The sequence below is a fragment of the Kribbella sp. ALI-6-A genome (assembly GCF_001984195.1).
Taxonomy (GTDB): domain Bacteria; phylum Actinomycetota; class Actinomycetes; order Propionibacteriales; family Kribbellaceae; genus Kribbella.
Genome location: NZ_MTQN01000012.1, coordinates 2,374,931 through 2,400,156 on the forward strand (window position 1 = coordinate 2,374,931; position 25,226 = coordinate 2,400,156).

Here is a 25,226-nt window from a genome sequence, read left to right on the forward strand (position 1 = left end):
CTGCCATCGCCACTTTTGCCTCTGTGACCGCCGCCGCGACCGTGGCCGCGCTCGCGCCCACGGCCGCCGTCAGCGCGCCACCACCCGAATCGGAAGGACTCGGTGCTCCATCGGTGACGGACGCCCAGCTCGGCCGGGTGCTCCACTCCATGTCGCTGGAGGAGAAGATCGGGCAGATGTTCGTCCTGTTCGCCTACGGGCCGGACGCGAACACCCCCGACGCCCGCAACACCCGGTTGTACGGGGTGGGGACGCCCGCCGAGGTGGTCGCGAAGTACAAGCCGGGCGGCTGGATCTACTTCAACGCCCGCGACAACGTGCAGAACCCGACCCAGCTGGCGTCGTACTCCAACCAGCTGCAGTCGGCCGCGCTCAAGACCGGCCGGCACGTGCCGATGACGATCGCCACCGACCAGGAGCAGGGCGTGGTGGTTCGGATCGGTCCGCCCGCCACCCAGTTCGGCGGCAACATGGCGCACGGCGCGGCCCGCAGTACCGCGGACGCCCGGACCGCGGCCGGGATCACCGGGCGCGAGCTGAAGGCGATGGGCATCCGGCAGGACTACGCCCCGGTCGCCGACGTCAACGTGAACGCGCTCAACCCGGTGATCGGGGTCCGTTCGTTCTCGTCGGACCCGCAGCTGGTCTCGGACCTGACGGTCGCGCAGGTGAAGGGCTACCAGAAGGACGCCGGCATCATCGCCACCGCGAAGCACTTCCCGGGGCACGGTGACACCGTCGACGACAGCCACACGGCGCTGCCGACGATCAACCACACCCGCGAGGAGTGGAACACGATCGACGCGCCGCCGTTCAAGGCCGCGATCAAGGCCGGCATCGACTCGATCATGACCGCGCACATCGTGATCCCGTCGCTGGACCCGTCCGGTGACCCGGCGACGCTGAGCAAGCCGATCATGACCGGCGTGCTGCGCAACGAGCTCGGCTTCAAGGGCCTGATCATCACCGACGCGCTGGAGATGGCCGCGGTCCGGGCCAAGTACGGCGACGCCGAGGTGGCGGTCCGCGCGATCGAGGCCGGCGTCGACCAGCTGCTGCTGCCGCCGGCACCGGACGTGCAGTTCCAGGCCGTTGTGGACGCGGTGAAGTCCGGCCGGATCAGTGAGGACCGGATCGACGAGAGCCTGTTCCGGATCCTGAAGCTGAAGCACAAGAGCGATGTCCTGCGCAAGCCGTTCGTCGACCCGGCCGCGGTCGCCACCACGGTCGGTACGCCGGAGCACCTGGCCACCGCGCAGCAGATCGTCGACAAGAGCATCACCCTGGTCAAGAACGACACCGGCACGCTGCCGCTGAGCAACCAGGCCCGCAAGGTGCTCGTCACCGGCTGGGGCGTCAACACCACCCAGGCGCTGGGCGCCAGCCTCACCAAGCGTGGCGCCACCACGACGGTCGCGCAGACCGGCGCCGCACCGACCGACGCGGCGATCGCCGACGCGGTGGCGAAGGCGAAGGCGAACGACGTCACCGTCGTCCTGACCCAGAAGGCGTGGGACACGAAGGTCACCGACAAGCTGGCCAAGCAGCAGAAGCTGGTCAAGGACCTGCTCGCCACCGGCAAGACCGTGATCGTCGTCGCCGTCCGCGACCCGTACGACATCGCGTACTTCGACCAGGCGCCGACCTACGTGGCGACCTACGGCTACCAGGCCGTCTCGATGGAGTCGCTGGCCAAGGTCCTGTACGGCGAGATCGCGCCGACCGGCAAGCTGCCGGTCGACATCCCGGTGGCCGGTCAGCCGGCGACGCCGCTGTACCCGTTCGGCCACGGGCTGTCCTGGTGAGCCGTCCGACCCGGCGTACCGTCCTGGGCCTGGCTGCAGCGGCTGTCGCCGGTGCGGCCGGGCTCCGGCCCGGTGTCGCCGCAGCCTCGAACCCTGGCCGCGCACACGGCTGGGCCACCGCCACACTGGCGCGGATGACGCTGGAGGAGAAGGTCGGCCAGCTGTTCGTCACCTACGCGTACGGCGCCACCGCGACCACCGCCGACCAGCGCAACGTCACCGCGTACGGCGTCGCGACGCCGGCGGAGGTCGTGGCCAAGTACAAGCTGGGCGGCGTCATCTACTTCGCCTGGACCGACTCGGTCGCCAACCCGCCGCAGATCGCCGCCCTGTCGAACGGGCTGCAGCAGGCCTCGCTCGCCGTCGGCGAGAAGGTTTCGGTCCCGCTGCTGATCAGCACCGACCAGGAGCACGGTGTCGTGTTCCGGGTGGGTCCGCCGGCCACGCAGTTCCCCGGCGCGATGGCGCTCGGGGCCGGCCGCAGCACGGCCGACGCCCGGGAGGCCGCGGCGATCGCCGGGGCGGAGCTGCGCGCGGTGGGTGTCAACCAGGCCTACGCGCCGGTCGCCGACGTCAACGTGAACGCGCTCAACCCGGTGATCGGGGTGCGCTCGTTCTCGTCCGACCCCACGCTGGTCGCCGACCTGACCGCGGCCCAGGTGACCGGGCTGGAGAGCGGCGGCGGGATCGCGTCGTGCGCCAAGCACTTCCCGGGCCACGGTGACACCCATGACGACAGCCACACCGCGCTGCCGACGATCGACCACACCCTGCAGGAGTGGACCACGATCGACGCGCCGCCGTTCGAGGCCGCGATCAAGGCGGGCATCGACTCGATCATGACCGCGCACATCGTGGTTCCGTCGCTGGACCCGTCCGGCGAACCCGCCACGCTGAGCAAGCCGATCCTGACCGGCATCCTGCGCGAGCAGCTCGGGTACGACGGCGTGGTGATCACCGACTCGCTCGCCATGGCCGGCGTCCGGCAGAAGTACGGCGACGCCGAGGTGGCGGTGCGCGCGATCGAGGCCGGCTGTGACCAGTTGCTGATGTCGCCGGCGATGGACGTCGCCTACAACGCCGTCCTGGCGGCGGTCCGGTCCGGCCGGATCACCGAGCAGCGGCTCGACCAGAGCGTCTACCGGGTGCTGCGGCTGAAGCACCTCAACGGTGTCGTGGACGAGCCGCTGGTGAACCTCGCGGCGGTGTCGTCGGTGGTCGGAACGCCCGAGCACTACGCGGCCGCGCAACGCATCGCCGACCGGACCACGACGGTGGTGAAGAACGAGGCGAACCTGCTGCCACTGAGCGCCGGCTCGCGCAAGGTGCTGGTGACCGGGTACGGCGTGGCCACCACCCAGACACTGGCCAACCGGTTGACCGCGCGCGGCGCCACGACAACCGTGCGGCAGACCGGCGCGACCCCGTCGGACACCGCGATCGCCGGTGCGGTCGCGGCGGCACGCGCCAACGACCTGACCGTCGTCCTGACCATGAAGGCCTGGGACACGGCGGTGACCGACAAGCAGGGCAAGCAGCAGAAGCTGGTCAAGGAGCTGCTCGCGACCGGCAAGCCGGTGATCGTGGTCGCCGTGCGCGACCCGTACGACATCGCGTACTTCACCGCCGCGCCGACGTACCTGGCCACCTACTCGTACGCCGACGTCTCGATGGAGTCGCTGGCCAAGGTGCTGTACGGCGAGATCAAGCCGGCCGGCAAGCTGCCGGTCGACGTCCCGGTGGCCGGCGATCCCTCGACCGTTCTCTATCCCTTCGGGCACGGACTGACATGGTGAAGCGGTTCCTGGTCCTGGTCGCCGCCCTGACCCTGCTCGCCGGCGTCACCCCGGCCGTTGCCGATGGCAACGCGCCGGCGGTGCCGCTGCGGGTGGCGACGTACAACATCCACGCCGGCGCCGGGCACGACAACGTGTTCGACCTGGATCGCACCGAGACCACGCTGCGCGCGCTGGATGCCGACGTGATCGGCCTGCAGGAGGTCGACGTGCACTGGAGCGACCGCTCGCAGTGGCGTGACCTGGTGAGCGAGCTCGCCGGCCGGCTCGGGATGCGGGCCGGCTTCGCCCCGATCTACGACTTCGACCCGCTGCGGCCGGGCGAGCCTCGCCGGCAGTACGGGCTGGCGGTGCTGTCGAAGGCGCCGATCCTCGACGTACACAACCATGACCTGACCCGCCTGTCGACGCAGGATCCCGACGCCGGCCCGATGCCGATGCCGGGCTTCCTGGAGGCGGTGATCCAGGCCAAGGGCGCGCGGTTGCACTTCTACGTGACCCACCTGGACTACCGGGCCGACCCCTCGCTGCGGCGAACCGAGGTGGACGAGACCTTGAAGATCCTCGCCGCCGACCCGGCCGGCGCCAACCAGGTCCTGGTCGGCGACTTCAACGCCGAGCCGCAGGCGCCCGAGCTGGCCCGGCTCTGGCCCACCCTGACCGACGCCTGGACCGCGGCGCCGGTCACCACGGGCAACCCGTTGACCTATCCGGCGGCCACGCCGGTCAAACGCATCGACTACATCACCGTGTCGGACGGCGTCGGAGTGCTCCGCGCCGAGGTTCCGGCTTCCCCCGCACTTCTTGCCGCGAGTGATCACCGGCCCGTCGTGGCCGACCTGACGCTCGCCCGTGGATCGGAGGTCCACTCATGACCGTAGGACGTCGTAGTTTTCTGGCCGGCGCGGGTGCCGTCGGCGCCGCGCCGCTGCTCGGGGCCACCGCGGCCCAGGCCACGCCGGACCCGGCCAAGAAGCGCAAGGTGAAGACCGGCGCGCAGGTGCTGGCCGACTCCGGCTGGGCCGCGCTGGCCGGCCAGAAGGTCGGGGTGTACAGCAACCCGACCGGCATCTTGAACGACCTCAGCCACATCGTCGACACCATGCACGCCTCCGGCAAGGTCAACGTGGTCGCGGTGTTCGGCCCCGAGCACGGGTTCCGCGGCAGCGCGCAGGCCGGCGACGCCGAGGGCGACCACGTCGACCCGCGGACCGGGATCATGGTCTACGACGCCTACGGCGCGAACGCGGCCAAGCTGCAGGCCATCTACACCAAGGCCGGCGTGGAGACGGTGGTCTTCGACATCCAGGACGTCGGCGTCCGGTTCTACACCTACATCTGGTCGATGTACGAGGCGATGGTGGCGGCCGCCAAGAACGGCCTCAAGTTCGTCGTGCTGGACCGGCCGAACCCGATCGGTGGCGCTGCCGACGGCACGATGATGCGGCCCGGCTACACCTCCGGCGTGGGCAAGGAGGAGATCATCCAGCAGCACGGCATGACGGTCGGAGAGCTCGCCCGGCTCTTCAACGCCGAGTACCTGGCGCTCGACACCGGCGGACCGGTGGTGCAGGACCTCCAGGTGATCGAGGTCGAGGGCTGGAAGCGCGACCAGCTGTTCGCCGAGACCGGCCTGCCCTGGGTGCTGCCGAGCCCGAACATGCCGACGCCCGACACTGCTTTGCTGTACCCCGGCACCTGTCTGTTCGAGGCGACCAACATGTCCGAGGGCCGCGGCACCACCCGGCCGTTCGAGCTGATCGGCGCGCCGTACGTCGACTACCGCTGGGCCGAGGCGCTGCGGACCAAGAACATCCCGGGCATCGAGTTCCGCGAGGCCTACTTCAACCCGTTGATCAGCAAGAACGCCAACAAGCTGTGCGGCGGCGTCCAGGTACACATCACCGACCCTCAGCGGGTCGAACCGATCCTGGCCGCCACGCACATGATGATCGAGGCCAAGCGGTTGTACCCGGAGTTCGCCTGGCGCGCGGAGAACCCGCCCGGCCGGTGGATCGACCTGCTGACCGGCTCGGACCGGTTCCGGACGATGTTCACCGCCGGCGCGTCGGCCGAGCAGATCGTCGCGGCCTGGCAGCCGGAGGTTGCCGCGTGGACCGAGCGCCGGGCCCAGTACCTGCTCTACAAGGGCACCAACCGATGAGGCGTGCGGCAGCGACCGCGGCGGTCGCTACCCTGATCCTCACCATGGCTACCCCTGCAGTTGCTGACAGCAACCGATCCCTCGGCCGTTTCGACCGCCCGTACGAGGGCTACGCCCCGAAGGGCACGCTGCTGCGCGACGCGACGCCGGTCAAGGCGGGTCTCGACCCCGCGCCGATCGACGCGGCGCTCGCCCAGGTCGCGGGCTGGACCAAGCCGAACGGCACCGCCAAGCCCCTGTACGCCGGTGCCGTCACGCTGCTCGGCCACGACGGCAAGGTGGTCACCCGCGAGGCGACCGGCATGGCCGTCAAGTACGCCGACGGCGCGGGCACCGAGCTGCCGGCCGACCAGCAGATCCCGATGCGCACCGACACGATCTTCGACATGGCGTCGGTGTCGAAGCTGTTCACCTCGATCGTCGTGCTGCAGCAGGTGGAGAAGGGCAGGGTCGCCCTGGACGCGCCGATCGCGCAGTACGTGCCGGAGTTCGCGGCCAACGGTAAGCAGGCGATCACGGTTCGCCAGGCGCTGACCCACACCACCGGCCTGCCGTCGTGGCTGCCGCTGTGGAGCGCGCAGCCCGACCCGGCCTCGCGGATGCAGATGGCGCTGACAGCCAAGCCCACCAGCGCACCCGGGACGACCTACCTCTACAGCGATCTGAACCTGATCGCCCTGGGCGAGGTCGCGCACCGGGTCTCCGGCAAGACGCTGGACAAGCTGGTCGCCGACGGCATCACCAAGCCGCTGCAGATGAAGGACACCGGCTACAACCCGGACCCGAAGAAGAAGCCGCGGATCGCCGCCACGGAGTTCCAGGCCTCGCCGCCGCGCGGCATGGTGTGGGGTTCGGTGCACGACGAGAACGCGTGGTCGCTCGACGGCGTCGCCGGGCACGCGGGCGTGTTCAGCACCGCCGACGACCTGGCCGTCCTGGCGCAGGCCTTCCTGAACGGCGGCAGCTACCGGCACGCCCGGATCCTGAAGGAAAGCTCCGTCACCGCGATGATCACGAACTTCAACCAGGGCTTCCCGGGCAACGACCACGGTCTGGGCTTCGAGCTGAACCAGCGCTGGTACATGGGTGGCCTGTCCGGTCCCCGCACGGCCGGCCACACCGGCTACACCGGGACGTCGCTGGTGATCGACTTCGACTCCCGCTCGTTCGCGATCCTGCTGACCAACCGGGTGCACCCGAGCCGCAACTGGGGCAGCAACAACCCGGCCCGGCGCGCGGTCGCCCAGGGGCTCGCGCTGTCGCTCGGCGTCGCGCCGCGGCACGGCAAGGACGCCTGGTTCTCCGGCACGACCGACGCCAGTACGACGACGCTCGCGCTGCCGGTCGCCGTACCGGCCACGGGGGCGAAGCTGGCCTTCGACCTGTTCGTCGACACCGAGAACACCGACCGGCTGTACCTGGAGAGCTCGACCGACGGCACCACGTGGTCCAAGGTGCCGTTCACCGTTTCCGATCGGGGAGCGGTGGTCGACACCGACGGGTCGGTCAGCGGTTCCGGCGATCGGCACTGGCACCAGGTGTCGGCGGACCTCGCAGGCGGTGACCAGACGCTGCGCTGGCGCTACACCTCGGACGCGCTGTACCAGGGTCGCGGCGTCTATGTCGACGGGGTCCGGATCACCGACGGTCACCAGTTGCTGTTCGACGGAGAACGTCATCCGGAGGCATTTACCGCAACAGGTTGGAGACTTTCGCGTCGGTGACCCCGTCCGGTGCTCGTTCGCCGTACCGTGGCGTCATGACTTCCACGACCTCTCCAGAACCCACGGGGCCGCTGCTGGTCCGGGTCCGCGCGGTGATGCCCGCGCTGGCCCCGGCCGAGCAGCGGGTGGCGAACGCGGTGCTCGCGGACCCGGCCGGCGTGGCGGCGATGACGATCTCCGAACTGGCCGAGGTGGCCTCCACCTCGGAGACCACGGTCATCCGGTTCTGCAAGCAGATCGGCGTCCCGGGCTATCCGCAGCTGCGCCTGCAGCTGGCCGCCCAGTCGGCGCAGGAGATGGTCAGGCCCGAGGTCGGCGGCGACATCGAACCCGGTGACTCGCTCGACGACGTGGTCGGCAAGGTCGCCTTCGCCGACGAGCGGGCGGTCCGCGAGACCGCCCAGCAGCTCGACGTCGAGGCGCTGAGCAAGGTCGTGGCCGCGGTCGCCAAGGCGCCGCGGGTCGATCTGTACGGCGCGGCGGCGAGCGCGTTCGTCGCGCTCGACCTGCAGCAGAAGCTGCACCGGATCCGCCGGGTCGCGTTCGCCTGGTCGGACGTGCACGTGATGCTGACCAGCGCGGCGCTGCTGAACGACGGCGACGTCGCGATCGGGATCTCGCACACCGGCACCACGGTCGAGGTGATCGAGGCGCTGGAGGAGGCCAAGCGGCACGGCGCCACCACGGTCGCGGTGACCAACTTCCCGCGCTCGCCGCTGGCGCAGGCCGCCGATCTGGTGCTCACCACGGCCGCCCGCGAGACGACGTACCGGTCGGGGGCGATGTCGAGCCGGATCGCGCAGCTGATGGTGATCGACTGCCTGTTCATCGGGGTGGCCCAGTCGGTGCTGCCGGACGCCCGCAAGGCGCTCGAGGAGACCGCGACCGCGGTCCGCGGGCACCGGGTGAAGAGTTCCGTCAACGATCAACAGAATTGAAAAACCTTCAGTAGAAAACTAACATCGATGCTGTGATCACTCCCACGGAACAGCGCAATCCCCGGACGCTGGCGATCGACGCCGTGGGGACCCCCGAGATCCTGCGGATGATGAACGCGGAGGACGCGCGCGTCGCGGACGCCGTGGGGGCGGTCATCCCGGCCCTGGCCAAGGTCGTGGACGCCGCGGTCGCGGCGGTGCGGGCCGGCGGGCGGGTGCACTACTTCGGTGCCGGAACGTCCGGACGGCTCGCGGTGCTGGACGCCGCCGAGCTGCTGCCGACGTTCCACGCGCCCGACGACCTGGTCGTCGCACATCACGCCGGTGGCATGCCGGCCCTGCTGCGCGCGGTCGAGAACGTCGAGGACTCCGAGGAGGGCGGCGCGGCCGACGCCGCCGAGGTCACCGGGCTGGACGTGGTGATCGGCCTCGCGGCGTCCGGCAGTACACCGTACGTGGCGGGGGCGCTGCGGCACGCACGGTCGGTGGGCGCGACGACGGCGCTGATCACCTCGAACCCGAACGCCCCGCTGGCGCCGCTGGCCGACGTGCTGATCGCGGCCGACACCGGGCCGGAGGCGATCGCCGGGTCGACGCGGCTCAAGGCCGGGACCGCGCAGAAGATGATCCTGAACGCGTTCTCCACCACGCTGATGATCAAGCTCGGCCGGACCTGGTCGAACCTGATGGTCGACATGGTTGCCACCAACAACAAACTGCGCGGCCGGATGCTGCGGATCCTGGCCGAGGCGACCGGGGCGGACGCCGACGCGTGCGCGGCCGCGCTGGCCGACGCCGACGGCGAGCTCAAGCCGGCGCTCGTGCACCTGCTGACCGGAAGCCCGGTCTCCGCCGCCCGGGAGGCGCTGGCCGAGGCCGACGGCCGGGTCGCGGTGGCGCTCGGCAAGCTCGGGGCGCCGGCCTAAACGGTTGGAGTGTCCGGCGCAGGGGTCCCTACAGTGAGTCGGTGAGCACACCGGAGCGAGTGGACCCGCACGATACGTCTGCCTACAACGCCTGGTACGACGCGTTCAGCGTGGCTGTGAACGACGACCGGCCCTACGCGGTGCTGTGGAGCCGCGACGAGCTGCGGGTCGGGCTGGTGCAGGACAGTGCTTACTGGGCCAAGGAGATCTGGGCCCTGCGCGACGATGCCGGGGAGATCGTCGGCACGCTGTTCGTACAGCTGCCGCTGCTCGACAACGCCTTTCGGCTGAACGCCACGATCGGCGTACTGCGGGAAGCGCGGCGGCGTGGTCACGGCCGGACGCTGGGCCGCCTGCTGGAGGATCGCGCCCGGCAGCACGGCCGGACCGCTCTCGTCGCCCAGGTCGACGTTCCGACCCTCCCCGCCTCCTCCGCTCCCTCGGCCTCCTCGGCGCCCACCCGCGCCGCCGGCGCGATTTCGCGGGTTAACCCGGCAAGTGAACCGTTGGCCCACGAAATTCCGGTGGGCCAACGGGCCACTTCGGAGGTTGACCCACCAAACGCACAGGGGGCAGAGGCGGGCGAGCCGACGGCTGGGCAGGCGTTCGCGACGGCGCTGGGCTTCTCGGCGGCCAACTTCGAGATGCACCGGGTGCTGGAGCTACCACTCGACCCCGCGGTGCTGGAGCAGCTGGCCGCGAAGGCCGCCGAGCGCCACGCGGGGTACGAGCTGCGGACCTGGCGGGATCGCTGCCCCGACGACATGATCGACGAGTTCGGGGCGCTGATGAGCACCTTCGTGCTGGAGGCGCCCCAAGGCGAGCTGGAGGTCGAGGCCGAACGGTGGGACGCGCCGCGCATCCGCGAGGTCGAGGCGCAGAACCGCGCCCGCCGGCGACACTCGTGGACCACCGTCGCGATCGCACCCGACGGCACCCTGGCCGGCCACACGGAGCTGCACGTCGGCGACGACGACCCCGGCAAGGTCTTCCAGTCGGGCACACTCGTGGCCCCGGCCCACCGCGGGCACCGGCTCGGCTTGGCCCTGAAGGCCCGCAACCACCTCGAACTCCAGCGCGTGCACGACGGCCCGATGGTCGTGCACACCTGGAACGGCGAACAGAACACGGCGATGAACGCCGTCAACGCCCACCTCGGTTACCGCCCGGTCGAACGCGTCGAGGAGTGGCAGCGGCGGGACTGAAATTTTGATGAACAGCAGGATCAAACGGAGATTTGACGCGCTGCGGGTTCCCCTTCGGGGGGACCCGCAGTGGTGCTTTTCCTAACCTGTGGCGGCTCGTACGCCGGTTTGATGCGCGATCGAATGTTTGGTTCGTGCGGCTTTTCTGAAGGGTTCGGAAATGCGTTCGGAATCGTATCGCGAAGGGTAGTTGGACCATCACTGTGGGTCCGTAGCGCACGCTGCGTTCCGTGTCGTATCGTCGCGTCATCGCCAGGCCTTGGTGGGGGTGCTGGTGCTTCGAATCCTTTCTTTTCAAGGCGAATCGGAGCCCTGATGACCATGGACGGTGCTGTCGTGGTGCCCGGAACCACCGTGGGTGCCCAATGGGTCGACGATGTACTGCTGGCCGGGCCGGCCGGTGACGTGTGCTTTTCGCTGCCGGCTCCGGTGGACCGCGGAATGCTGCGCAGACTGGTGCGGGACCGGCAGGCCGAACTGGCCGAGTCGGGTTTACGCGCCGGTGGTGCCGCGGCATTGCGTTTACCGCCGTCGTTGGCTTTTGTGACGCATTTGCTGGCCGTGTGGCGCAGCGGTGGGCAGGCGATCCTGCTCGACCACCGGCTGACCGACTACGAGGTCCGGCGGGCGATCGAGCGGCTGGTGCCGCAGGTCGTCGTGTCGCCGCAACGGCCGGTGGCGTCCGGGCTGCGCACGTTCGTCGACGTCGACACCGATGTCGCGAGCTACTCGGGCCATCCGGCCGGGACGGCGCACGCCGTCGTCCAGCTCAGCTCGGGGTCGACCGGGCCGTCGAAGGTGATCGGCCGGACCGCGGAGGACCTGGTCGAGGAGGTACTGCGCTACACCGAGATCGACGGGGTGCCGCAGCCGGGCGAGCGGATCATCCTGCTGCCGTCGATGGTGCACGTGCTCGGGCTCGTCGGCGGGCTGCTCTACGGGTTGCACGCGGGTGTCGAGCTGGTGCCGCCGGCGCGACTGACCGGCGACGCGATCCTGCAGGCGATCGCGAGTGGGACGAAGCCGGCGACGGTGCTCGGGGTGCCGTTCCACATCGGGCTGCTGGCGTCGGTGGAGGATCCGCCGTCGCTGCCGCAGTTCAAGCGGATGACGACCGGCGGGGAGCTGGTCGGGGCGTCGGTGTCGTCGGCGTTCGAGCACAAGTACGGCGTACCGCTGGGCAACATGTACGGGATGACCGAGGTCGGCGTGATCGGCACCGATCTGTTCGGCGCCCACCGCCCGCAGGTCCGGCCCGCTCCCGGCATCGAGGTCCGCGCGGTCGACGGCGAGCTGCAGGTCCGCCGGGTCGAGTCGCCGTACCTGGGGCTGTCGGATCCCGCCCGGTGGTCGGACGGCTGGCTGCGCACCAAGGACGCCGGCGTGGTCGACCCGGCAACAGGTCTTGTCTCCATCCGCGGCCGGCTCGACTCCCAGGTCTCGGTCGGCGGCCTGAAGGTCGACCTGACCGAGGTCGAGTACACGCTGGGCACGCTCCGTGGAGTCGAGGCGGCGGTCGTCGTACACGACGGAGCGATCACCGGGTACGTCCAGCTCAACCAGCCCCGCGAGATCCCGTCCCTGGAAGCCGAACTGGCCCAGCTGCTGGCGTCGTACAAGCGGCCGCGGGCGCTGCGGATCGTGGCTCAGTTGCCGCGGACAACCACGGGGAAGCTGGTCCGGGATCTGACCGTACTGCGCAAGGCGGTGCCCTGATGGAGCACCACCTCGGTGACGCCCCTGGGAAACGCCAACGCCAGCACCAGATCGAGCCGAACGACAACGTGAACCACAGCGACCTCGGGCTCGGACGGAACTACGTGGGCATGGACAGGCAGGTCGCTCCCGCCTGGACCGCGGTCGCCTTCGGCGACCAGCTCGCTCACGCTTCCGTCGGTCAGGGCGGCGGGCATCTCCCGGCGAAGGCCCTGGTTTCTCAGGCCCTGGCCGAGGGCCTTGCCGACGGCTTCCTTCGCGGTCCACAGCTGCAGGAACTTCTCGGGGGAGTCGACCCGACCAGCCTCGGCGGGCGGAAACCAGCGAGCAGCCATCGCACCGACCGGAAAGTCGCGGCGGAGTTCGGCGTCGACTCCGACAGGCCCTGCGTGAGTGGCGGCCACAGCGACGGCGCCGGTGGTGTGGGTGAGGCTCACGTGCAGGCCGTCGACGACCGGGCGGCCGGTGGGGGTGTGGGTCAGCGGGGCGGGGTGGCCGAGGGACGTGGCGAGCTGCCGCAGCAGGTGGTGGGCGGCCTCGCGGGGGTTCTCGTCGGTGGTGCTCACCCAGACGTGCACGGGTTCCGGAGTGGGGCCCGCGGGTTCATTCACAGGGAGAAGGTAACGCGATGAAGGACGAGGTCCGCGAGTTCGTGCTCGCGCAGCTGGCCGACATGAACTACGACGTCGAGGGCATCGACGACGCGACGACGCTCGGGCCGGCAGGGGTGGATCTGGAGTCGCTGGCGCTGGCGGATCTGTCGGTGCGGGTGGAGGACCGGTTCGGGGTGCGGTTCTCCGACGACGAGTCCGAGCAGCTGGCGTTGATGACCGTCGGCGAGTTCACCTCCGAGGTGGCCGGCCGCGCCGCGCAGCAGGTCTGATGACTCAGCCGCACGTGTCCGCTCCGCCGCCGGGGCGAGCCGAGATCGTCGACTGGCTGTCCGGTCTCGGCGAACGCCCGCCCGGCAGCGAGCGGATCGACTCGATGGAACTGGCCTGGCTGGTCCACCAGGTCGAGCAGCGCTACGCCATCGAGCTCGGCGACGAGCAACTCGAGCGCATCCACACCATCGACGACGCCGTCACCGTCCTCGCGGAAGTACTGGCCAGCCATGTCTGAGCGGCGGCCGGTCGCGGTCACTGGCATCTCGGTGATGAGTGCGTTGGGGCGTGGGGCGGAGGCTCAGTTGGCTGCGGCATTGACCGGTACGGCGGCCTTCACGGAGGTCCGGCGCTTCGACACCAGCCAGCGGCGAGTGACAGTGGCGGCAACCGCAACCGGCGTGGGCTCGCTCGAGGAAGAGTTGCTCGACGCAATCGGCAGCGCCTGCGCGGACGCCCGCCTGACACCGGGACAACGGGCGACGGCACCTCTCTTACTCGCGGTGCACGGCCGGTCCGAGGCACGCAGGCTGGCGACCAGAGCACACCGGATCTACACCTCCGCCTGCGTCTCAGCCAGTACGGCGGTCGCCGACGCCGCGACGCTGATCAGCCGCGGCGCCGTCGACCGGGTGATTGTTGCCGCCGGCTACCTCGTCGAGTCGGACCAGTTCGCACTCTTCGACGCCGGTCGCGCGCTGGCGGACGACGGTGTGGTCAGGCCGTTCAGCCGCGATCGCCGAGGCCTGTTGCTGGGCGACGGGGTAGCGGCTGTCGTCCTGGAGGCGGGGCAGGGGATCGCCGAGATCGCAGGCTGGGGACGAGCCGGCGACGCCTACCATCCGTGCCGCCCGGACCCCGACGGCCGAGGACTGTCGCGCGCCATCGAGTCCGCGCTGCGCAAGGCGGGTCTACCGCCCGACGTGGTCGGCTACATCAACGCCAACGCGACCGGCACCACCTTCAGCGACAGCTCCGAGGCGGCCGCGATCAACCGGGTGTTCGCGACCGACGTACCGGTCAGCTCGACCAAGGCCGTGCACGGTCACGCGCTGGAGGCGTCCGGGCTGCTCGAACTGGTCCTCACCATCCAGGCGCTGCGGGAAGGCAAGCTGCCCGTCAACGCCGGCTTCGCCAGCAAGGACCCCGACTGCGCGCTCGACGTGATCGCGGACGCGCCGCGGCAGGCCGGATCGGCGTACGGGCTGACACTGAACGCCGCCTTCGGGGGCGCCAACACGGCGCTGCTGGTGCGTGCCGCATGAAGCTCACGCTCGGACTCCCGGACCCTGTCGTGGTCACCGTCAGTCACTGGCCGCAGCCGGGTGACGACGCCGTGGCAGGTCCGCCCGCGCTGCCGGGCTTTGTCGACTCGTCGTTCAGTCCGCTGGTCGCCGTGGTCGCCGAGCGCTGCTTCGCGCAGACCGCCGCGCGGGAACGCACCGGACTGGTCCTGGTCAGCCGCAGCGGCGACCTGGCCGGCGCCACCCACGTTCGCGAGGCCGTTGCTGAGGGCAAACGAATCGGGCCGCTGCACTTCTTCCAGTCCGTCCCGAACTCGGTCGCGGGCCACGTCGCCGCCCGGTTCGGCCTGCGAGGGCCGGTGGTCTGCATCAGCCCGCAGGAGGACCCGCACCGCGCCGGCCTGGACGAGGCGGCGCTGCTGCTGGCCGACGGCGAGGCCGACCAGGTCCTCATCGTCCTGGTCGAACAAGCAAGGACCGGCGACACCGCAGTCGCCCTGTTGGTGAGTGGGGGAGAACAGTGAGAACAAGCCTGCGCGCACAGCTGGCCGCGGATCCGTCCGTCGGCACCGGCAACGTCCTGGCCACGGTGATCGCGCTCGGCGCCGACCTGTCCGGGCCGGGCCTGACCTTCGACACCGCCGTCGACCACTTCCCGGCCGAGCACCCGCTCACGCTGGGCGAGCTCGACGACCGCGTCCAGGCCCGTACGGCGTGGCTGCACGCGCGGGGAATCGGCCGGCGAGACGTGGTCGCGATCTGGGCGACCGACGCCGCCGACATCGTGCTGAGCTTTCTCGCGCTGACCCGGGTCGGTGCGATCCCCGCGCTGCTGAACGGCAAGATGGCGCCCGCGATCGCCGCGGAGTACATCCGTCGCCTGCGCGTCGACGCCATCCTGGCCGACAGCACACATCGCGAGCTGCTCGACGGCCAGTCGGACCAGCCCGGTTCGTTGCACGGAGCCCCGATCCTGGGCACGCCGAAGGACGTGGGCACCGGCGATCCGGCGAAGGCGCCCGAGCACTACAAGCACCACCGCGACGACCCCGTGGTGATCACCCACACCAGCGGCACCACGGGCGTACCGAAGGCGGTGCTGCACACCCACACCACCTTGTACGCCGCGCTCAAGCACCTGCTGACGATGCCGCAGGCGCAGGGCACCGACAGGATCCTGAACGCGCTGCCGATCCCGCACACCGCGACGATCCTGATGGTCAACCAGGTGCTCGGCAACCGCGCCGAGATGCTGCTGCTGTCCAGCCAGGACGCGCCGGTCGTGCTGGCCGCGATCGAGCGGTGGAAACCGCACGGTGTCTACGGGTTCGCGGTCACCTGGGCCGGGCTGGCCCGCGAGGACCTCAGCCGGTACGCCGTGGAGTCGGTGCGGCTGTGGTTCAACACCGGGGACTGCGCGCACGAGCCGCACATCCGCAAGCTGGTCGCGGCCGGGTCGCGGGAGACCGTGACGCGCGAGGGCCGGGTCACGGTACCGGGCTCGCACTTCATCGACGGGCTCGGGTCGAGCGAGATGGGGCACAACGGGTTCCACGTCACGCACACGCCGGACAGCACGCACTACGGGCGCTGCATCGGCAAGCCGTACCAGTTCGCCGAGGCCGCCGTACTCGATGCTGCGGGCAACGAGGTGCCGGACGGTACGCCGGGCATGCTCGGCTTCCGCTCGCCGTCGGTGTCGCCGGGCTACTGGAACGACTCGGTGAACACCTACCGGTTCCGGCTGAACGGCTGGTTCCTGACCGGCGACCTCGCGTACCGGGATGCGAGTGGGAACTACTTCCATCTCGACCGGGTTCCTGACGCGGTGGCCGGGTTCGACGGGCCGCAGCTCTACACGTCGCTGTCGGAGGAACGGATCCTGGCCGCGGTGCCGGAGGTCCAGGACTGCACGGTGATCGTGATCCCGCAGGGCGAGGGCTTCGTCACGGACGTCCTGCTGGAGCTGAACCAGGAGCCGGACGCCGACCTGGAGGAACGAGTCAGAGCGGCTGTCGGTGCGGAGGTTGCGGCGACGATCCGGCGGATCAGCGTGGTGGGCCAGGACGAGGTTCCGGTGACGGTGACCGGCAAGGTCCGCAAGGTCGCGCTGCGCGAGGACCGGCTGGTGACCTCGTGAAGGCGGTCACCATCACCGGGATGGGCCTGCTGACGCCTGTCGGGCGGGGTGCCGACGAGGTGTTCGACGCCTTGCTGCACGGGCGCTCCGGGATCAGCCGGCCGCCGGAGGGGCACCCGGTCGCGCATTCGATCGAGCTGGCCGGCTTCCTGGCGCCGGTCGACTCCGGCGCGATCACCAAGGGGCCCGACGGCAAGGTGATGGACCGCACGGTGATCCTCGCGCAGCTTGCCGCCGAGGATGCCCTGGCCGATGCCGGCCTGGTCGTCGGGCAGAACGTGGCCCCGGACCGGATCGGCGTCATCATCGGCGGCGTCGGCGGCATGGCCACGCTGGAGAACCAGGTGCTGGCTCGCGCCGAGCGTGGACGGGCCGCGGTCAGTCCCTATCTGCTGACCGGGATCCTCCCGAACATGCCGGCCGCCCGCGTGGCCATCCGCTTCGGCTTCCGGGGCTACACGAGTTCGGTCGGCACGGCCTGCGCGTCCGGCGCGCAGGCGATCGCCGACGCGGTGCGGCTGATCCGGTCGGGTGAGGCGGACGTCGTCCTGGCCGGTGCGAGCGAGGCTCCGCTGTTCCCGACGTTCGCCGAGACCTTCGGCAACGCGCGGGCACTGGCGAAGGGCTGGGACGACCCGACCGAGGCGAGCCGGCCGTTCGACCTGCGCCGGAACGGCTTCGTCCTGTCGGAAGGGGCCGGGCTGCTCGTCCTGGAAAGCGCCGAGCACGCGAAAGCGCGTGGCGCGACGGGTTACGCGGACCTCGCGGGGTACGGCGTCACCGCCGATGCGCACCACCCGACGGCGCCGCGGCCGGACGGCACCGGCGCGGCCGACTGCATGCGCAAGGCGTTGGCCAGTGGCAACGTCACGCCGGACCAGGTCGGCTACGTGAACGCGCACGGGACCAGCACCAAGCTCGGCGACGTCGCCGAATCCACGGCGATCGCCCTGGCCTTCGGCGCCGCAGTCCCGGCGGTCAGCTCCACGAAGGCGCTGACCGGCCACCTGCTCGGCACCTCCGGGGTGGTCGAGGCCGCCGCGAGTGCGCTCGCGGTGAGCCGCGGGGTGCTGCCGCCGACGTACAACCTCGACGATCCGGACCCGGCCTGCCCGCTGGATCACGTCCGGAAGGAACCGCGCGACGCGCGGCCGCAGTACGCGCTGTCGAACTCGTTCGGGTTCGGCGGTCAGAACGTGAGCCTGCTGCTCGGGCGAGCGAGCACGGCGAGCCGATCGAGCACAGCGAACAACCAGTGAGGGGATGGGATGGAGATCTACGGGATCGACCATGTGGAGTTGTACGTCGGTGACGCGAAGCAGGCGGCGTTCTACCTGACGCACGCCTTCGGACTGCAGGTGCACGGTCAGGGGGGACCGGAGACCGGGCTGGCCGGACAGCGGTCGTTGCTGCTGCGGGAGAGCGCGGTCCAGATCGTGCTCACCTCCGGGCTGGCCTCGGACCACCCGGCGGCCGAGTACGTGCAACGGCACGGGGACGGCGTCGCGGTGGTCGGCCTGGAGGTCGACAACGCCGCGGTCGCCTACACCGAGCTGCTCGGCCGGGGCGCCGAGTCGGTCGCCGAGCCGACGACGTACACCGACGAGCTGGAGACCACCGTCGTGGTCGCGGAGGTGGCGGGCTTCGGTGACGTCGTGCACCGGCTGGTCGAGCGGCACGGGCCGCGGCGGGAGTTCATGCCGGGGGCGTTCCAGATCAGTGAGCCGTCGAGCGGACCGGACGAGAAGCTGTTCAGCGAGATCGACCACCTGGCCATCTGCGTGCCGTCCGGGCAGCTGAAGCCGACGGTGGACTTCTACCAGCACGTGTTCGGCTTCCTGCCGATCTTCGACGAGTACATCGAGGTCGCGGGACAGGGCATGGAGTCGACGGTCGTGCAGAGCCCGTCGAAGCACGTCACGTTCACGCTGATCGAGCCGGATCCGAACCGCCGGCCCGGCCAGATCGACGACTTCCTCACCTGGCATGCCGGCGCGGGGGTCCAGCACATCGCCCTGCGCACCAGCGACATCGTCGAGGCGGTCGGCACGCTGGCCGGTCGCGGAGTCAACTTCCTCGGCACGCCATCGGCGTACTACGCGGCGCTGCCGGAGCGGGTCGGCGAGCTGGAGACGCCGATCGAGGAGCTGAAGGAGCTCGGCATCCTGGTCGACCGCGACCACTGGGGCCAGCTGCTGCAGATCTTCACCGAGTCGATGCACGTCCGCCGGACGCTGTTCCTGGAGATCATCGAGCGGCGCGGCGCGATGACGTTCGGCAGCGGCAACATCAAGGCGCTGTACGAGGCGAAGGAGCGCGAGCTGGCAGGAGTCGAGGCATGACGCTGGAGTTCAAGCTGTCGGAGGAAGAGATCGAGCTGCTGCCTTCGGACGAGGACGTTGCCTTCTACAACGAGCACGGCTGGTACCTGTCGAAGAAGCTGCTGACCGACGACGAGACCGACGAGCTGGTCAACGCCAGTGAGCGGTACTACGCGGGCGAGCGCGACCGGACGCTCCCGGTCCGTCCGCCGAAGCTGGCGTACTGGGATCCGTCCAAGGGCGACGTGCAGCGGCACAACGACTACGTGCACTACGAGCACGACGGCCTGGCCAAGATCCTGCGCAAGCCGCTGATCGGCGCGGTCGCGGCGCGGCTGGCGCAGGTGGACGAGATCCGGATCTTCCAGTCCACGCTGATCTACAAGCCGCCGATCTCCGGGGAGCCGTCGAACATCGTGCCCTGGCACTTCGACAAGCACTACTGGTCGTCGTCGTCCTCGGACCGGATGCTGACCGCGTTCATCCCGTTCCACGACTGCCCGCCTCAGATGGGCACGATCACGATGGTCGACGGCAGCCACCGCTGGCGGGAGATCGGCTCCGACGACACCGTGGTCCGGCACTTCGCCGAGCGGGACCGGTCGCAGCTGGAGCAGATGCTGACCGAGAACGCGTCGTACAACGGCGTCGAGGTGGTCAAGGTGCCGATCACGATCCCGCGCGGGCACATGAACTTCCACCACTGCCGGACCTACCACGGCTCCGGCGCCAACGTCAGCGACCAGCCGCGCCGCGCGATCTCCCTGCACCTGCAGGACGGCGGCAACGCCTACCGGGAGTTCCCGCTGTCGGACGGCACGCTCGCGGCCTACAACCACGACGCCGTCGTCCGGCGTACTGCCGACGGGCGGCCCGACTACGCCGACCCGGAGTTCTGCCCCACCCTCTGGGCCGATCGCTAGAAGGAGAACGTCATGTCACGTTACGACTGGGGTCAGACCCATCCCGGTATCGAGCAGTTGGAGAAGGCCGTCACGGCGGCCCGCGACAAGGTCGTGCAGCACCCGCTGTACGCGAACCTGGACACCCACGAGTCGCTGGTCACGTTCATGGAGCACCACGTCTTCGCGGTGTGGGACTTCATGTCGCTGCTGAAGTCGCTGCAGCGCGAGCTGACCTGCGTCACGGTGCCGTGGATCCCGACCGCGCACACCGGCAGTCGCCGGCTGATCAACGACATCGTCATGGTCGAGGAGAGCGACGAGCTCGGCAACGGGTTCATCAGCCACTTCGAGCTGTACGTGAACGGGATGAAGGAAGCCGGCGCGGACACGACCGCGATCGACCAGCTGATCGAGCTGCTGCGCGACGGCGGTTCGGTGGTCGAGTCGCTGCGGGCGGCCGGCGTACCGGAGGCGTCGATCGACTTCGCCGGCACCACCTGGGACATCATCGAGAACGCGCCGGTGCACTGCCAGGCGGCCGCGTTCGCGTTCGGGCGCGAGGACCTGATCCCGGACATGTTCACCCAGGTCGTCGCGGTGAACGAGCGGTCGAAGAAGCTGAACACGTTCGTCGACTATCTCGAGCGGCACATCGAGGTGGACGGCGAGTTCCACACCCCGATGGCGATGCAGATGGTCGCGGACCTGTGCGGCGACGACCAGGTCAAGTGGGACCAGTGCGCGGACACCATCAACACCGCACTGGCCGCGCGCGCCCGGCTGTGGGACGCCATCCTCGCGGCGATCAAGGGCTGAGATGACCGCCGAACATCTCTACCGGACCGTGCGGTTGATCCGGCGTTTCGAGGAGCGGGCGATGGACTTCGTCCGGTCCGGGGAGATCGTCGGCGGCATTCACCCGTACGTCGGGCAGGAGGCGATCGCGGCGGGAGTGTGCGCGGCGCTGCGGCCGGACGACGTGATCACCAGCACCCATCGCGGCCACGGGCACGTGCTGGCCAAAGGGGTGGACCCGGCCCGGATGCTGGCCGAGCTGATGGGCCGGGAGAACGGGCTCAACCGGGGCCGTGGCGGCTCGATGCACGCGGCGGACTTCGGGTTGGGCATTCTCGGCGCGAACGCGATCGTCGGCGCGGCCGGTTCGATCGCGACCGGCGCCGCGTGGGCCTACCAGCGGCAGGGTAAGGACGTCGTGGCCGTCAGCTTCTTCGGTGACGGCGCGATGAACGAGGGAATGTTGCTGGAGGCGTTCAATCTCGCCGTGCTCTGGCGGGTCCCGGTGGTGTTCGTCTGCGAGAACAACGGCTACGCCACCACGATGCCGGTACGGTCGGCGGTCGCGGGCAGCATCACCGGCCGGGCGCGGGCGTTCGGCATGCCGGCGTTCACCGTCGACGGGCAGGACCCGGAGAAGGTGCTGGCGGCAACCACTGCCGCGGTGTCCCGGGCCCGGTCCGGGCGAGGGCCGACCTTCCTGGAGTGCACGACGTACCGGTTCGACGCGCACCACACGTTCGAGCACCGGGCGCGGCTGAACTATCGCAGTACCGAAGAGCTCTCGACTGGGCGGTCGCGGGACCCAGTGGAGATCCAGGGCGAGCGGCTGGCTGCCGACGTACGGGCGGCCGTGGATGCCGAGATCGAGGCCCTGCTCGACGCGGCGGCCGGGGTTGCGCTGGGCGGCGCCCATCCCGACCCGGCCGCCGCACTCGAGTTCCTCTACGCGTCGCCGGAGGTGAACCGCTGATGCCCAAACTCTCGTACTTGAAGGCACTCAACCGGGCGCTCGGTGACGAGTTGGCCGCCGACGAGTCGGTGTTCGTGCTGGGCGAGGACGTCCGGGTGGCCGCCTCGAACCTGACCGCCGGGCTGTTCGACCGGTTCGGGCCGGAGCGGGTGCTCGACACCCCGCTGTCGGAGCAGGCGTTCACGAACTTCGCGACCGGCGCTGCGCTGGCCGGGCTGCGACCGGTGATCGAGTTCCAGATCCCGTCGCTGCTGTTCCTGGTCTTCGAGCAGATCGCCAACCAGGCGCACAAGTTCTCGCTGATGACCGGCGGGCAGTGCCAGGTCCCGGTCACGTACGTCGTACCGGGCTCGGGATCGCGGACCGGCTGGGCCGGGCAACACTCCGACCACCCCTACAGCCTGTTCGCGCACGTCGGGGTGAAGACCGTGGTCCCGTCGTCGCCGGCCGACGCGTACGGGTTGCTGCTGTCGGCGATCCGGGACAACGATCCGGTGGTGCTGTTCGCGCCGGCCGGGGCGCTGGGGATCCGGGACGACGTGGACTACGCGTCCTTGCAGCCGGTGCCGTTGGGCGTCGGGCGGATCGTTCGCGAGGGCGCCGACGTCACGGTCGTTGCCCTGGGCCACTTGGTGCAGGACGCCCTCGCGGCGGCGGATGAGCTCGCCGGTCAGGGGATCTCGGTGGAGGTCTTCGACCCGCGCACGGTCTATCCGCTGGACGTCGACGGGCTCGCCGCGTCGGTCGCGCGGACCCGGCGGCTGGTGGTGATCGACGACTCGAACCGGACCAGCGGGTTCGGCGCCGAGGTGCTCGCGGTCGCGGCCGAACGCTTCGACCTGGACGCGCCGCCGCGCCGCGTGACCCGGCCGGACGGCGCCGTCCTGCCGTTCGCGCCGGCACTCGACCGCGCGGTGCAGCCGGGGCGGGACCATCTGCTGGCCGCGATCCACGGCGTACTGGAGGGGAAGCGATGACAGGACGACCATCGGCGGCGGAGTTGTGGCCGATGCTGCCGGAGCCGGTGCGTGCGAAGTTGCTTGCCTATGGCCACAAACATTGGCAGCACGTCTACGAGGACGTCGCGCTGCAGAACCAGAACTGGATCCCGCTGCGACCCCCGGTCGCCACCCACGCGGCGTACGACGAGATGAACCGGGTGACCCAGCAGGTGTCGCGCCTCGTGCTGGAGTGCTGCCGCCGCCGAGCCCGTACGGCGGGCGAGCTGCGCCGGGTCCTCGGCGTACCGGACGGGCGGATCGAACTGCTCGACGACAGCGAGCCGTTGACCGGGCGGCTGATCAACGCGATCCGCTCCGATCTGCTGCTCGAACGCGGTGTCCCGCGGATGGTCGAGTGCAACGTGGAGAGCGCGCTCGGCGGCGTCCTGGACGCGGACGGTGTGATCAAGCGGTGGATGGAGGTGTACGCCGGAGAGTCGATGTTCCGTGAGCTGAGCGCCGCCGCTCCGCCGTCGGCCGTGGACGCACGGTTCGACGCCATCCGAGCCGATGTCGGGCCGGGCAAGGTGACCGCGATGCTGTTCACCGCGGGCGGCGGCTACCCGGGCGCGGACCGGCCCAACTACCTGATCAACCGGCTGAAGCCCTTCGCGGACCGCGGTCGTGAGCTCGGTGTCGACCTGGTCGTCTACCCGGTCGAGTGGATCGAGCAGGACGCCGACGGGCGGCTGCTCGCGGGTGAGCTCACCCTCGACGCGGTCTGGCGGATGTTCGTCCCGCCGTACGTCGAGGACAGTCCAGGGATGGCGGCGGTCCGAGCAGCGCACGAAGCCGGGACGTTCCGGATGTACCTGCCGAGCGCGGTCTGGCTGCTCAGCAACAAGACGATCTTCGCCTGGCTGTGGGAGGACCTGGACAGCCTGCCCGACGAGGACGCCGAGGTGATCCGCGCGCACGTACCGCGGACCTGGGTGTACGGGCCGGAGTTGCGGCAGCGCGCGATCGACGACCGGGAACGGCTCGTGCTCAAGCCGACCGACGACTACGGCGGGCACGGCGTGTTCATCGGACCGCTCACCTCGGCCGAGGACTGGGCGGCCGCACTCGACGCGGCGACCGGGCCGCACATCCTCCAGGAGCTGATCGAGGCCGATCCGCTGACCATGCAGTTCCTCCAGCCCGCGTCCGGTGACGTGGTCGAGGCCGACGTCTCGTACTGCGTGTCGACGTACCTGTTCGACCGGATCCCCGCAGGCGTTTTCACCCGCTTCTCGCCGCCCGGCGCGGGCGGTGTCGTGAACCTCACCCAGGGCGCGCTGACCGGCGGCCTGCTGCTCGTGGACGAAACGGAGCTGAAGCGATGGACCTGATCTACGACTGGCGGGCCGAGCCGTTCGACGCCTGGGAGAAGGTGCCGGAGTCTTCGCGGGAGAAGGTGATCGCGGCCGGCCACGCGGACTGGAAGCGGGTGTTCGACCGCGTCCTGACCTTCAACCGGTCCTGGCGGCCGCTGCGCCCGGTGCTGATCGACCGCACCCGGTACGACGAACTGGGCCGCGTGATGGACCGGCTGCTCGGACTGATCCTGGAGACCGCGTTGCGCCGGGCCACGACCGCGGGCGAGCTGCGCAAGCTGCTCGGCACGCCGGACGGCCTGATCGAGTACCTGGACGAGGACGAGCCGCTCGGCGAGCACCTGATCCAGTCCGGGCGGCCCGACGTGCTGATCAGCGGCGGGATCCCGAAGTTCGTCGAGTTCAACATCGGCAGCGAGGTCGGCTGTGTCTGGGACACCGAGGGGGTGTCGACGCGGTTCGCGGAGATGTGGCGCAACCACGGCCTGGATTCGCTGCTCGAGGCCGAGGCGCCGCCGTCGCCGGTCGACCAGCGGTACCAGGCGATCGTCGACCTGCTCGGGCTCGAGCCGGGCAGCCGGCTGACGCTGGTCCTGCGGACCGAGGGCGACTATCCGGGCAGCGACAACATCCCGGCGATCCTCAAGCTGCTGGATCCGTTCATCGAGCGTGGCAAGGCGTTCGGGCTCGACGTCGATGTGGCGCCGGTGCACTGGCTCGAGGCCGACGCGGACGGGCGCCTGGTCAACCAGGGCCGCCCGGTCGACTCGGTCTTCCGGCTGTTCGTCTGCACCGACATGCCGCAGAACCCGGGCCAGGCGGCGCTGAAGGCCGCGGTCGAGTCAGGCCAGTCCCGGCTGTTCACCTCGTCGGCCGGCTGGCTGCTGGCGAACAAGCTGCTGCTGGCCTGGCTGTGGGACGACCTCGAGCTGCTGAGCGCCGACGACCAGGAGCTGGTACGCCGGCACGTTCCGTGGAGCCGGTTGATGACGCCCGAGCTGGTCGACCCGGCGATCGAGCGGCAGGCCGAGCTGGTGCTCAAGCCGGCCGACGAGTACGGCGGGTCCGGCGTACTGGTGGGGCACGAGTGTCCGGCCGACGAGTGGCGGGCCGGGCTGGCCGAGGCTGTCGCGGGCAACGGGTCGTTCCTGCTGCAGGACTACGTGCGGCCGGACCGGTTGACGATGGACTTCGTCAACGTCGAGACCGGCGAGCAGCTGCAGGCCGAGGTGCCGTACTCGGTCGGGCAGTACACGTTCGGGCGGCAGGCGGCCGGGTGCTTCCTGCGGGTCGGGTCGCACGAGCACGGCGAGGTGCTGAATCTGAAGCGGGCCGTGCACGTGACCGGCCCGCTGCTGGTCGACCTGGGATGA

The 25,226-nt window shown here is 70.3% G+C and carries 23 protein-coding genes; 22 read left to right on the forward strand and 1 reads right to left on the reverse strand.

What is annotated here, in order from left to right:
- Positions 1–23: 23 nt before the first annotated feature.
- From BWI15_RS37965 to BWI15_RS38005, 9 genes are all read left to right on the forward strand, one after another.
- A complete protein-coding gene (locus BWI15_RS37965) occupies positions 24–1,805 on the forward strand; it encodes a glycoside hydrolase family 3 protein (protein WP_237771625.1) in 1,782 nt (593 codons plus the stop codon).
- Positions 1,802–3,601: a glycoside hydrolase family 3 protein gene (locus BWI15_RS37970; protein ID WP_077019276.1), complete on the forward strand. Its 1,800-nt coding sequence runs from the start codon at positions 1,802–1,804 to the stop codon at positions 3,599–3,601. Before BWI15_RS37965 ends, BWI15_RS37970 begins: the two co-directional genes overlap by 4 nt.
- On the forward strand, positions 3,595–4,476 hold the full coding sequence (locus BWI15_RS37975) for an endonuclease/exonuclease/phosphatase family protein (protein WP_077019277.1): 882 nt from the start codon (positions 3,595–3,597) through the stop codon (positions 4,474–4,476). The genes BWI15_RS37970 and BWI15_RS37975 overlap by 7 nt, the downstream gene beginning before the upstream one ends.
- Positions 4,473–5,765: an exo-beta-N-acetylmuramidase NamZ family protein gene (locus BWI15_RS37980; RefSeq protein WP_077019278.1), complete on the forward strand. Its 1,293-nt coding sequence runs from the start codon at positions 4,473–4,475 to the stop codon at positions 5,763–5,765. The genes BWI15_RS37975 and BWI15_RS37980 overlap by 4 nt, the downstream gene beginning before the upstream one ends.
- A 44-nt stretch (positions 5,766–5,809) precedes the next feature.
- Positions 5,810–7,489: a serine hydrolase domain-containing protein gene (locus BWI15_RS37985; RefSeq protein WP_237771626.1), complete on the forward strand. Its 1,680-nt coding sequence runs from the start codon at positions 5,810–5,812 to the stop codon at positions 7,487–7,489.
- A 35-nt stretch (positions 7,490–7,524) separates the two neighbouring features.
- Entirely contained in the window at positions 7,525–8,427 is a 903-nt protein-coding gene (locus BWI15_RS37990; RefSeq protein WP_077019280.1) for a MurR/RpiR family transcriptional regulator, read from the forward strand.
- 32 nt (positions 8,428–8,459) lie between these two features.
- Positions 8,460–9,353 carry an N-acetylmuramic acid 6-phosphate etherase gene (locus tag BWI15_RS37995; protein ID WP_083751220.1) on the forward strand — a complete coding sequence of 298 codons (894 nt, stop codon included), beginning with the start codon at positions 8,460–8,462 and terminating at the stop codon, positions 9,351–9,353.
- 41 nt (positions 9,354–9,394) lie between these two features.
- On the forward strand, positions 9,395–10,558 hold the full coding sequence (locus BWI15_RS38000) for a GNAT family N-acetyltransferase (RefSeq protein WP_077019282.1): 1,164 nt from the start codon (positions 9,395–9,397) through the stop codon (positions 10,556–10,558).
- A gap of 315 nt (positions 10,559–10,873) precedes the next feature.
- Complete coding sequence (locus BWI15_RS38005; RefSeq protein ID WP_202817803.1) at positions 10,874–12,274, forward strand: class I adenylate-forming enzyme family protein; 1,401 nt, start codon at positions 10,874–10,876, stop codon at positions 12,272–12,274.
- On the opposite strand, the gene BWI15_RS38010 is transcribed toward BWI15_RS38005, so the two are convergent.
- Positions 12,205–12,885, reverse strand: coding sequence for a 4'-phosphopantetheinyl transferase family protein (locus BWI15_RS38010; protein ID WP_083751221.1), 681 nt, complete (start codon positions 12,883–12,885; stop codon positions 12,205–12,207). The genes BWI15_RS38005 and BWI15_RS38010 overlap by 70 nt on opposite strands.
- A gap of 17 nt (positions 12,886–12,902) precedes the next feature.
- On the opposite strand from BWI15_RS38010, the gene BWI15_RS38015 reads away from it, so the two are divergent.
- The 13 genes from BWI15_RS38015 to BWI15_RS38075 are packed head-to-tail and all read left to right on the forward strand — an operon-like array spanning position 12,903 to position 25,226.
- Entirely contained in the window at positions 12,903–13,157 is a 255-nt protein-coding gene (locus BWI15_RS38015) for an acyl carrier protein (RefSeq protein ID WP_077019285.1), read from the forward strand.
- Positions 13,157–13,396 carry an acyl carrier protein gene (locus BWI15_RS38020; RefSeq protein WP_077019286.1) on the forward strand — a complete coding sequence of 80 codons (240 nt, stop codon included), beginning with the start codon at positions 13,157–13,159 and terminating at the stop codon, positions 13,394–13,396. The genes BWI15_RS38015 and BWI15_RS38020 overlap by 1 nt, the downstream gene beginning before the upstream one ends.
- Positions 13,389–14,423 (forward strand): beta-ketoacyl synthase N-terminal-like domain-containing protein, encoded by a 1,035-nt coding sequence (locus BWI15_RS38025; protein ID WP_077019287.1) that lies wholly within the window; start codon positions 13,389–13,391, stop codon positions 14,421–14,423. The genes BWI15_RS38020 and BWI15_RS38025 overlap by 8 nt, the downstream gene beginning before the upstream one ends.
- Complete coding sequence (locus BWI15_RS38030; RefSeq protein WP_077019288.1) at positions 14,420–14,926, forward strand: beta-ketoacyl synthase chain length factor; 507 nt, start codon at positions 14,420–14,422, stop codon at positions 14,924–14,926. The genes BWI15_RS38025 and BWI15_RS38030 overlap by 4 nt, the downstream gene beginning before the upstream one ends.
- Positions 14,923–16,542 (forward strand): class I adenylate-forming enzyme family protein, encoded by a 1,620-nt coding sequence (locus BWI15_RS38035; protein WP_077019289.1) that lies wholly within the window; start codon positions 14,923–14,925, stop codon positions 16,540–16,542. Before BWI15_RS38030 ends, BWI15_RS38035 begins: the two co-directional genes overlap by 4 nt.
- Positions 16,539–17,801, forward strand: coding sequence for a beta-ketoacyl-[acyl-carrier-protein] synthase family protein (locus tag BWI15_RS38040; protein WP_077019290.1), 1,263 nt, complete (start codon positions 16,539–16,541; stop codon positions 17,799–17,801). The genes BWI15_RS38035 and BWI15_RS38040 overlap by 4 nt, the downstream gene beginning before the upstream one ends.
- 9 nt (positions 17,802–17,810) lie before the next feature.
- Positions 17,811–18,884, forward strand: a complete 1,074-nt coding sequence (gene hppD / locus BWI15_RS38045; protein ID WP_077019291.1) for a 4-hydroxyphenylpyruvate dioxygenase — start codon at positions 17,811–17,813, stop codon at positions 18,882–18,884.
- Positions 18,881–19,786, forward strand: coding sequence for a phytanoyl-CoA dioxygenase family protein (locus BWI15_RS38050; RefSeq protein WP_077019292.1), 906 nt, complete (start codon positions 18,881–18,883; stop codon positions 19,784–19,786). The genes hppD and BWI15_RS38050 overlap by 4 nt, the downstream gene beginning before the upstream one ends.
- A 12-nt stretch (positions 19,787–19,798) precedes the next feature.
- On the forward strand, positions 19,799–20,584 hold the full coding sequence (locus BWI15_RS38055) for a DUF3050 domain-containing protein (RefSeq protein ID WP_077019293.1): 786 nt from the start codon (positions 19,799–19,801) through the stop codon (positions 20,582–20,584).
- A 1-nt stretch (position 20,585) separates the two neighbouring features.
- On the forward strand, positions 20,586–21,536 hold the full coding sequence (locus tag BWI15_RS38060; RefSeq protein WP_077019294.1) for a thiamine pyrophosphate-dependent dehydrogenase E1 component subunit alpha: 951 nt from the start codon (positions 20,586–20,588) through the stop codon (positions 21,534–21,536).
- Positions 21,536–22,513: an alpha-ketoacid dehydrogenase subunit beta gene (locus BWI15_RS38065; RefSeq protein ID WP_077019295.1), complete on the forward strand. Its 978-nt coding sequence runs from the start codon at positions 21,536–21,538 to the stop codon at positions 22,511–22,513. The genes BWI15_RS38060 and BWI15_RS38065 overlap by 1 nt, the downstream gene beginning before the upstream one ends.
- Positions 22,510–23,868, forward strand: coding sequence for a hypothetical protein (locus BWI15_RS38070; protein ID WP_077019296.1), 1,359 nt, complete (start codon positions 22,510–22,512; stop codon positions 23,866–23,868). The genes BWI15_RS38065 and BWI15_RS38070 overlap by 4 nt, the downstream gene beginning before the upstream one ends.
- On the forward strand, positions 23,859–25,226 hold the full coding sequence (locus BWI15_RS38075) for a hypothetical protein (protein ID WP_077019297.1): 1,368 nt from the start codon (positions 23,859–23,861) through the stop codon (positions 25,224–25,226). The genes BWI15_RS38070 and BWI15_RS38075 overlap by 10 nt, the downstream gene beginning before the upstream one ends.

Bases quoted from the DNA above. Each gene is read 5' to 3' on its own strand.
- BWI15_RS37975 (WP_077019277.1), top strand. From the start codon at position 3,595: ATGGTGAAGCGGTTCCTGGTCCTGGTCGCCGCCCTGACCCTGCTCGCC.
- BWI15_RS37980 (WP_077019278.1), top strand. From the start codon at position 4,473: ATGACCGTAGGACGTCGTAGTTTTCTGGCCGGCGCGGGTGCCGTCGGC.
- BWI15_RS37985 (WP_237771626.1), top strand. From the start codon at position 5,810: ATGGCTACCCCTGCAGTTGCTGACAGCAACCGATCCCTCGGCCGTTTC.
- BWI15_RS37990 (WP_077019280.1), top strand. From the start codon at position 7,525: ATGACTTCCACGACCTCTCCAGAACCCACGGGGCCGCTGCTGGTCCGG.
- BWI15_RS38005 (WP_202817803.1), top strand. From the start codon at position 10,874: ATGACCATGGACGGTGCTGTCGTGGTGCCCGGAACCACCGTGGGTGCC.
- BWI15_RS38015 (WP_077019285.1), top strand. From the start codon at position 12,903: ATGAAGGACGAGGTCCGCGAGTTCGTGCTCGCGCAGCTGGCCGACATG.
- BWI15_RS38020 (WP_077019286.1), top strand. From the start codon at position 13,157: ATGACTCAGCCGCACGTGTCCGCTCCGCCGCCGGGGCGAGCCGAGATC.
- BWI15_RS38025 (WP_077019287.1), top strand. From the start codon at position 13,389: ATGTCTGAGCGGCGGCCGGTCGCGGTCACTGGCATCTCGGTGATGAGT.
- BWI15_RS38030 (WP_077019288.1), top strand. From the start codon at position 14,420: ATGAAGCTCACGCTCGGACTCCCGGACCCTGTCGTGGTCACCGTCAGT.
- hppD (WP_077019291.1), top strand. From the start codon at position 17,811: ATGGAGATCTACGGGATCGACCATGTGGAGTTGTACGTCGGTGACGCG.
- BWI15_RS38050 (WP_077019292.1), top strand. From the start codon at position 18,881: ATGACGCTGGAGTTCAAGCTGTCGGAGGAAGAGATCGAGCTGCTGCCT.
- BWI15_RS38055 (WP_077019293.1), top strand. From the start codon at position 19,799: ATGTCACGTTACGACTGGGGTCAGACCCATCCCGGTATCGAGCAGTTG.
- BWI15_RS38060 (WP_077019294.1), top strand. From the start codon at position 20,586: ATGACCGCCGAACATCTCTACCGGACCGTGCGGTTGATCCGGCGTTTC.
- BWI15_RS38065 (WP_077019295.1), top strand. From the start codon at position 21,536: ATGCCCAAACTCTCGTACTTGAAGGCACTCAACCGGGCGCTCGGTGAC.
- BWI15_RS38070 (WP_077019296.1), top strand. From the start codon at position 22,510: ATGACAGGACGACCATCGGCGGCGGAGTTGTGGCCGATGCTGCCGGAG.
- BWI15_RS38075 (WP_077019297.1), top strand. From the start codon at position 23,859: ATGGACCTGATCTACGACTGGCGGGCCGAGCCGTTCGACGCCTGGGAG.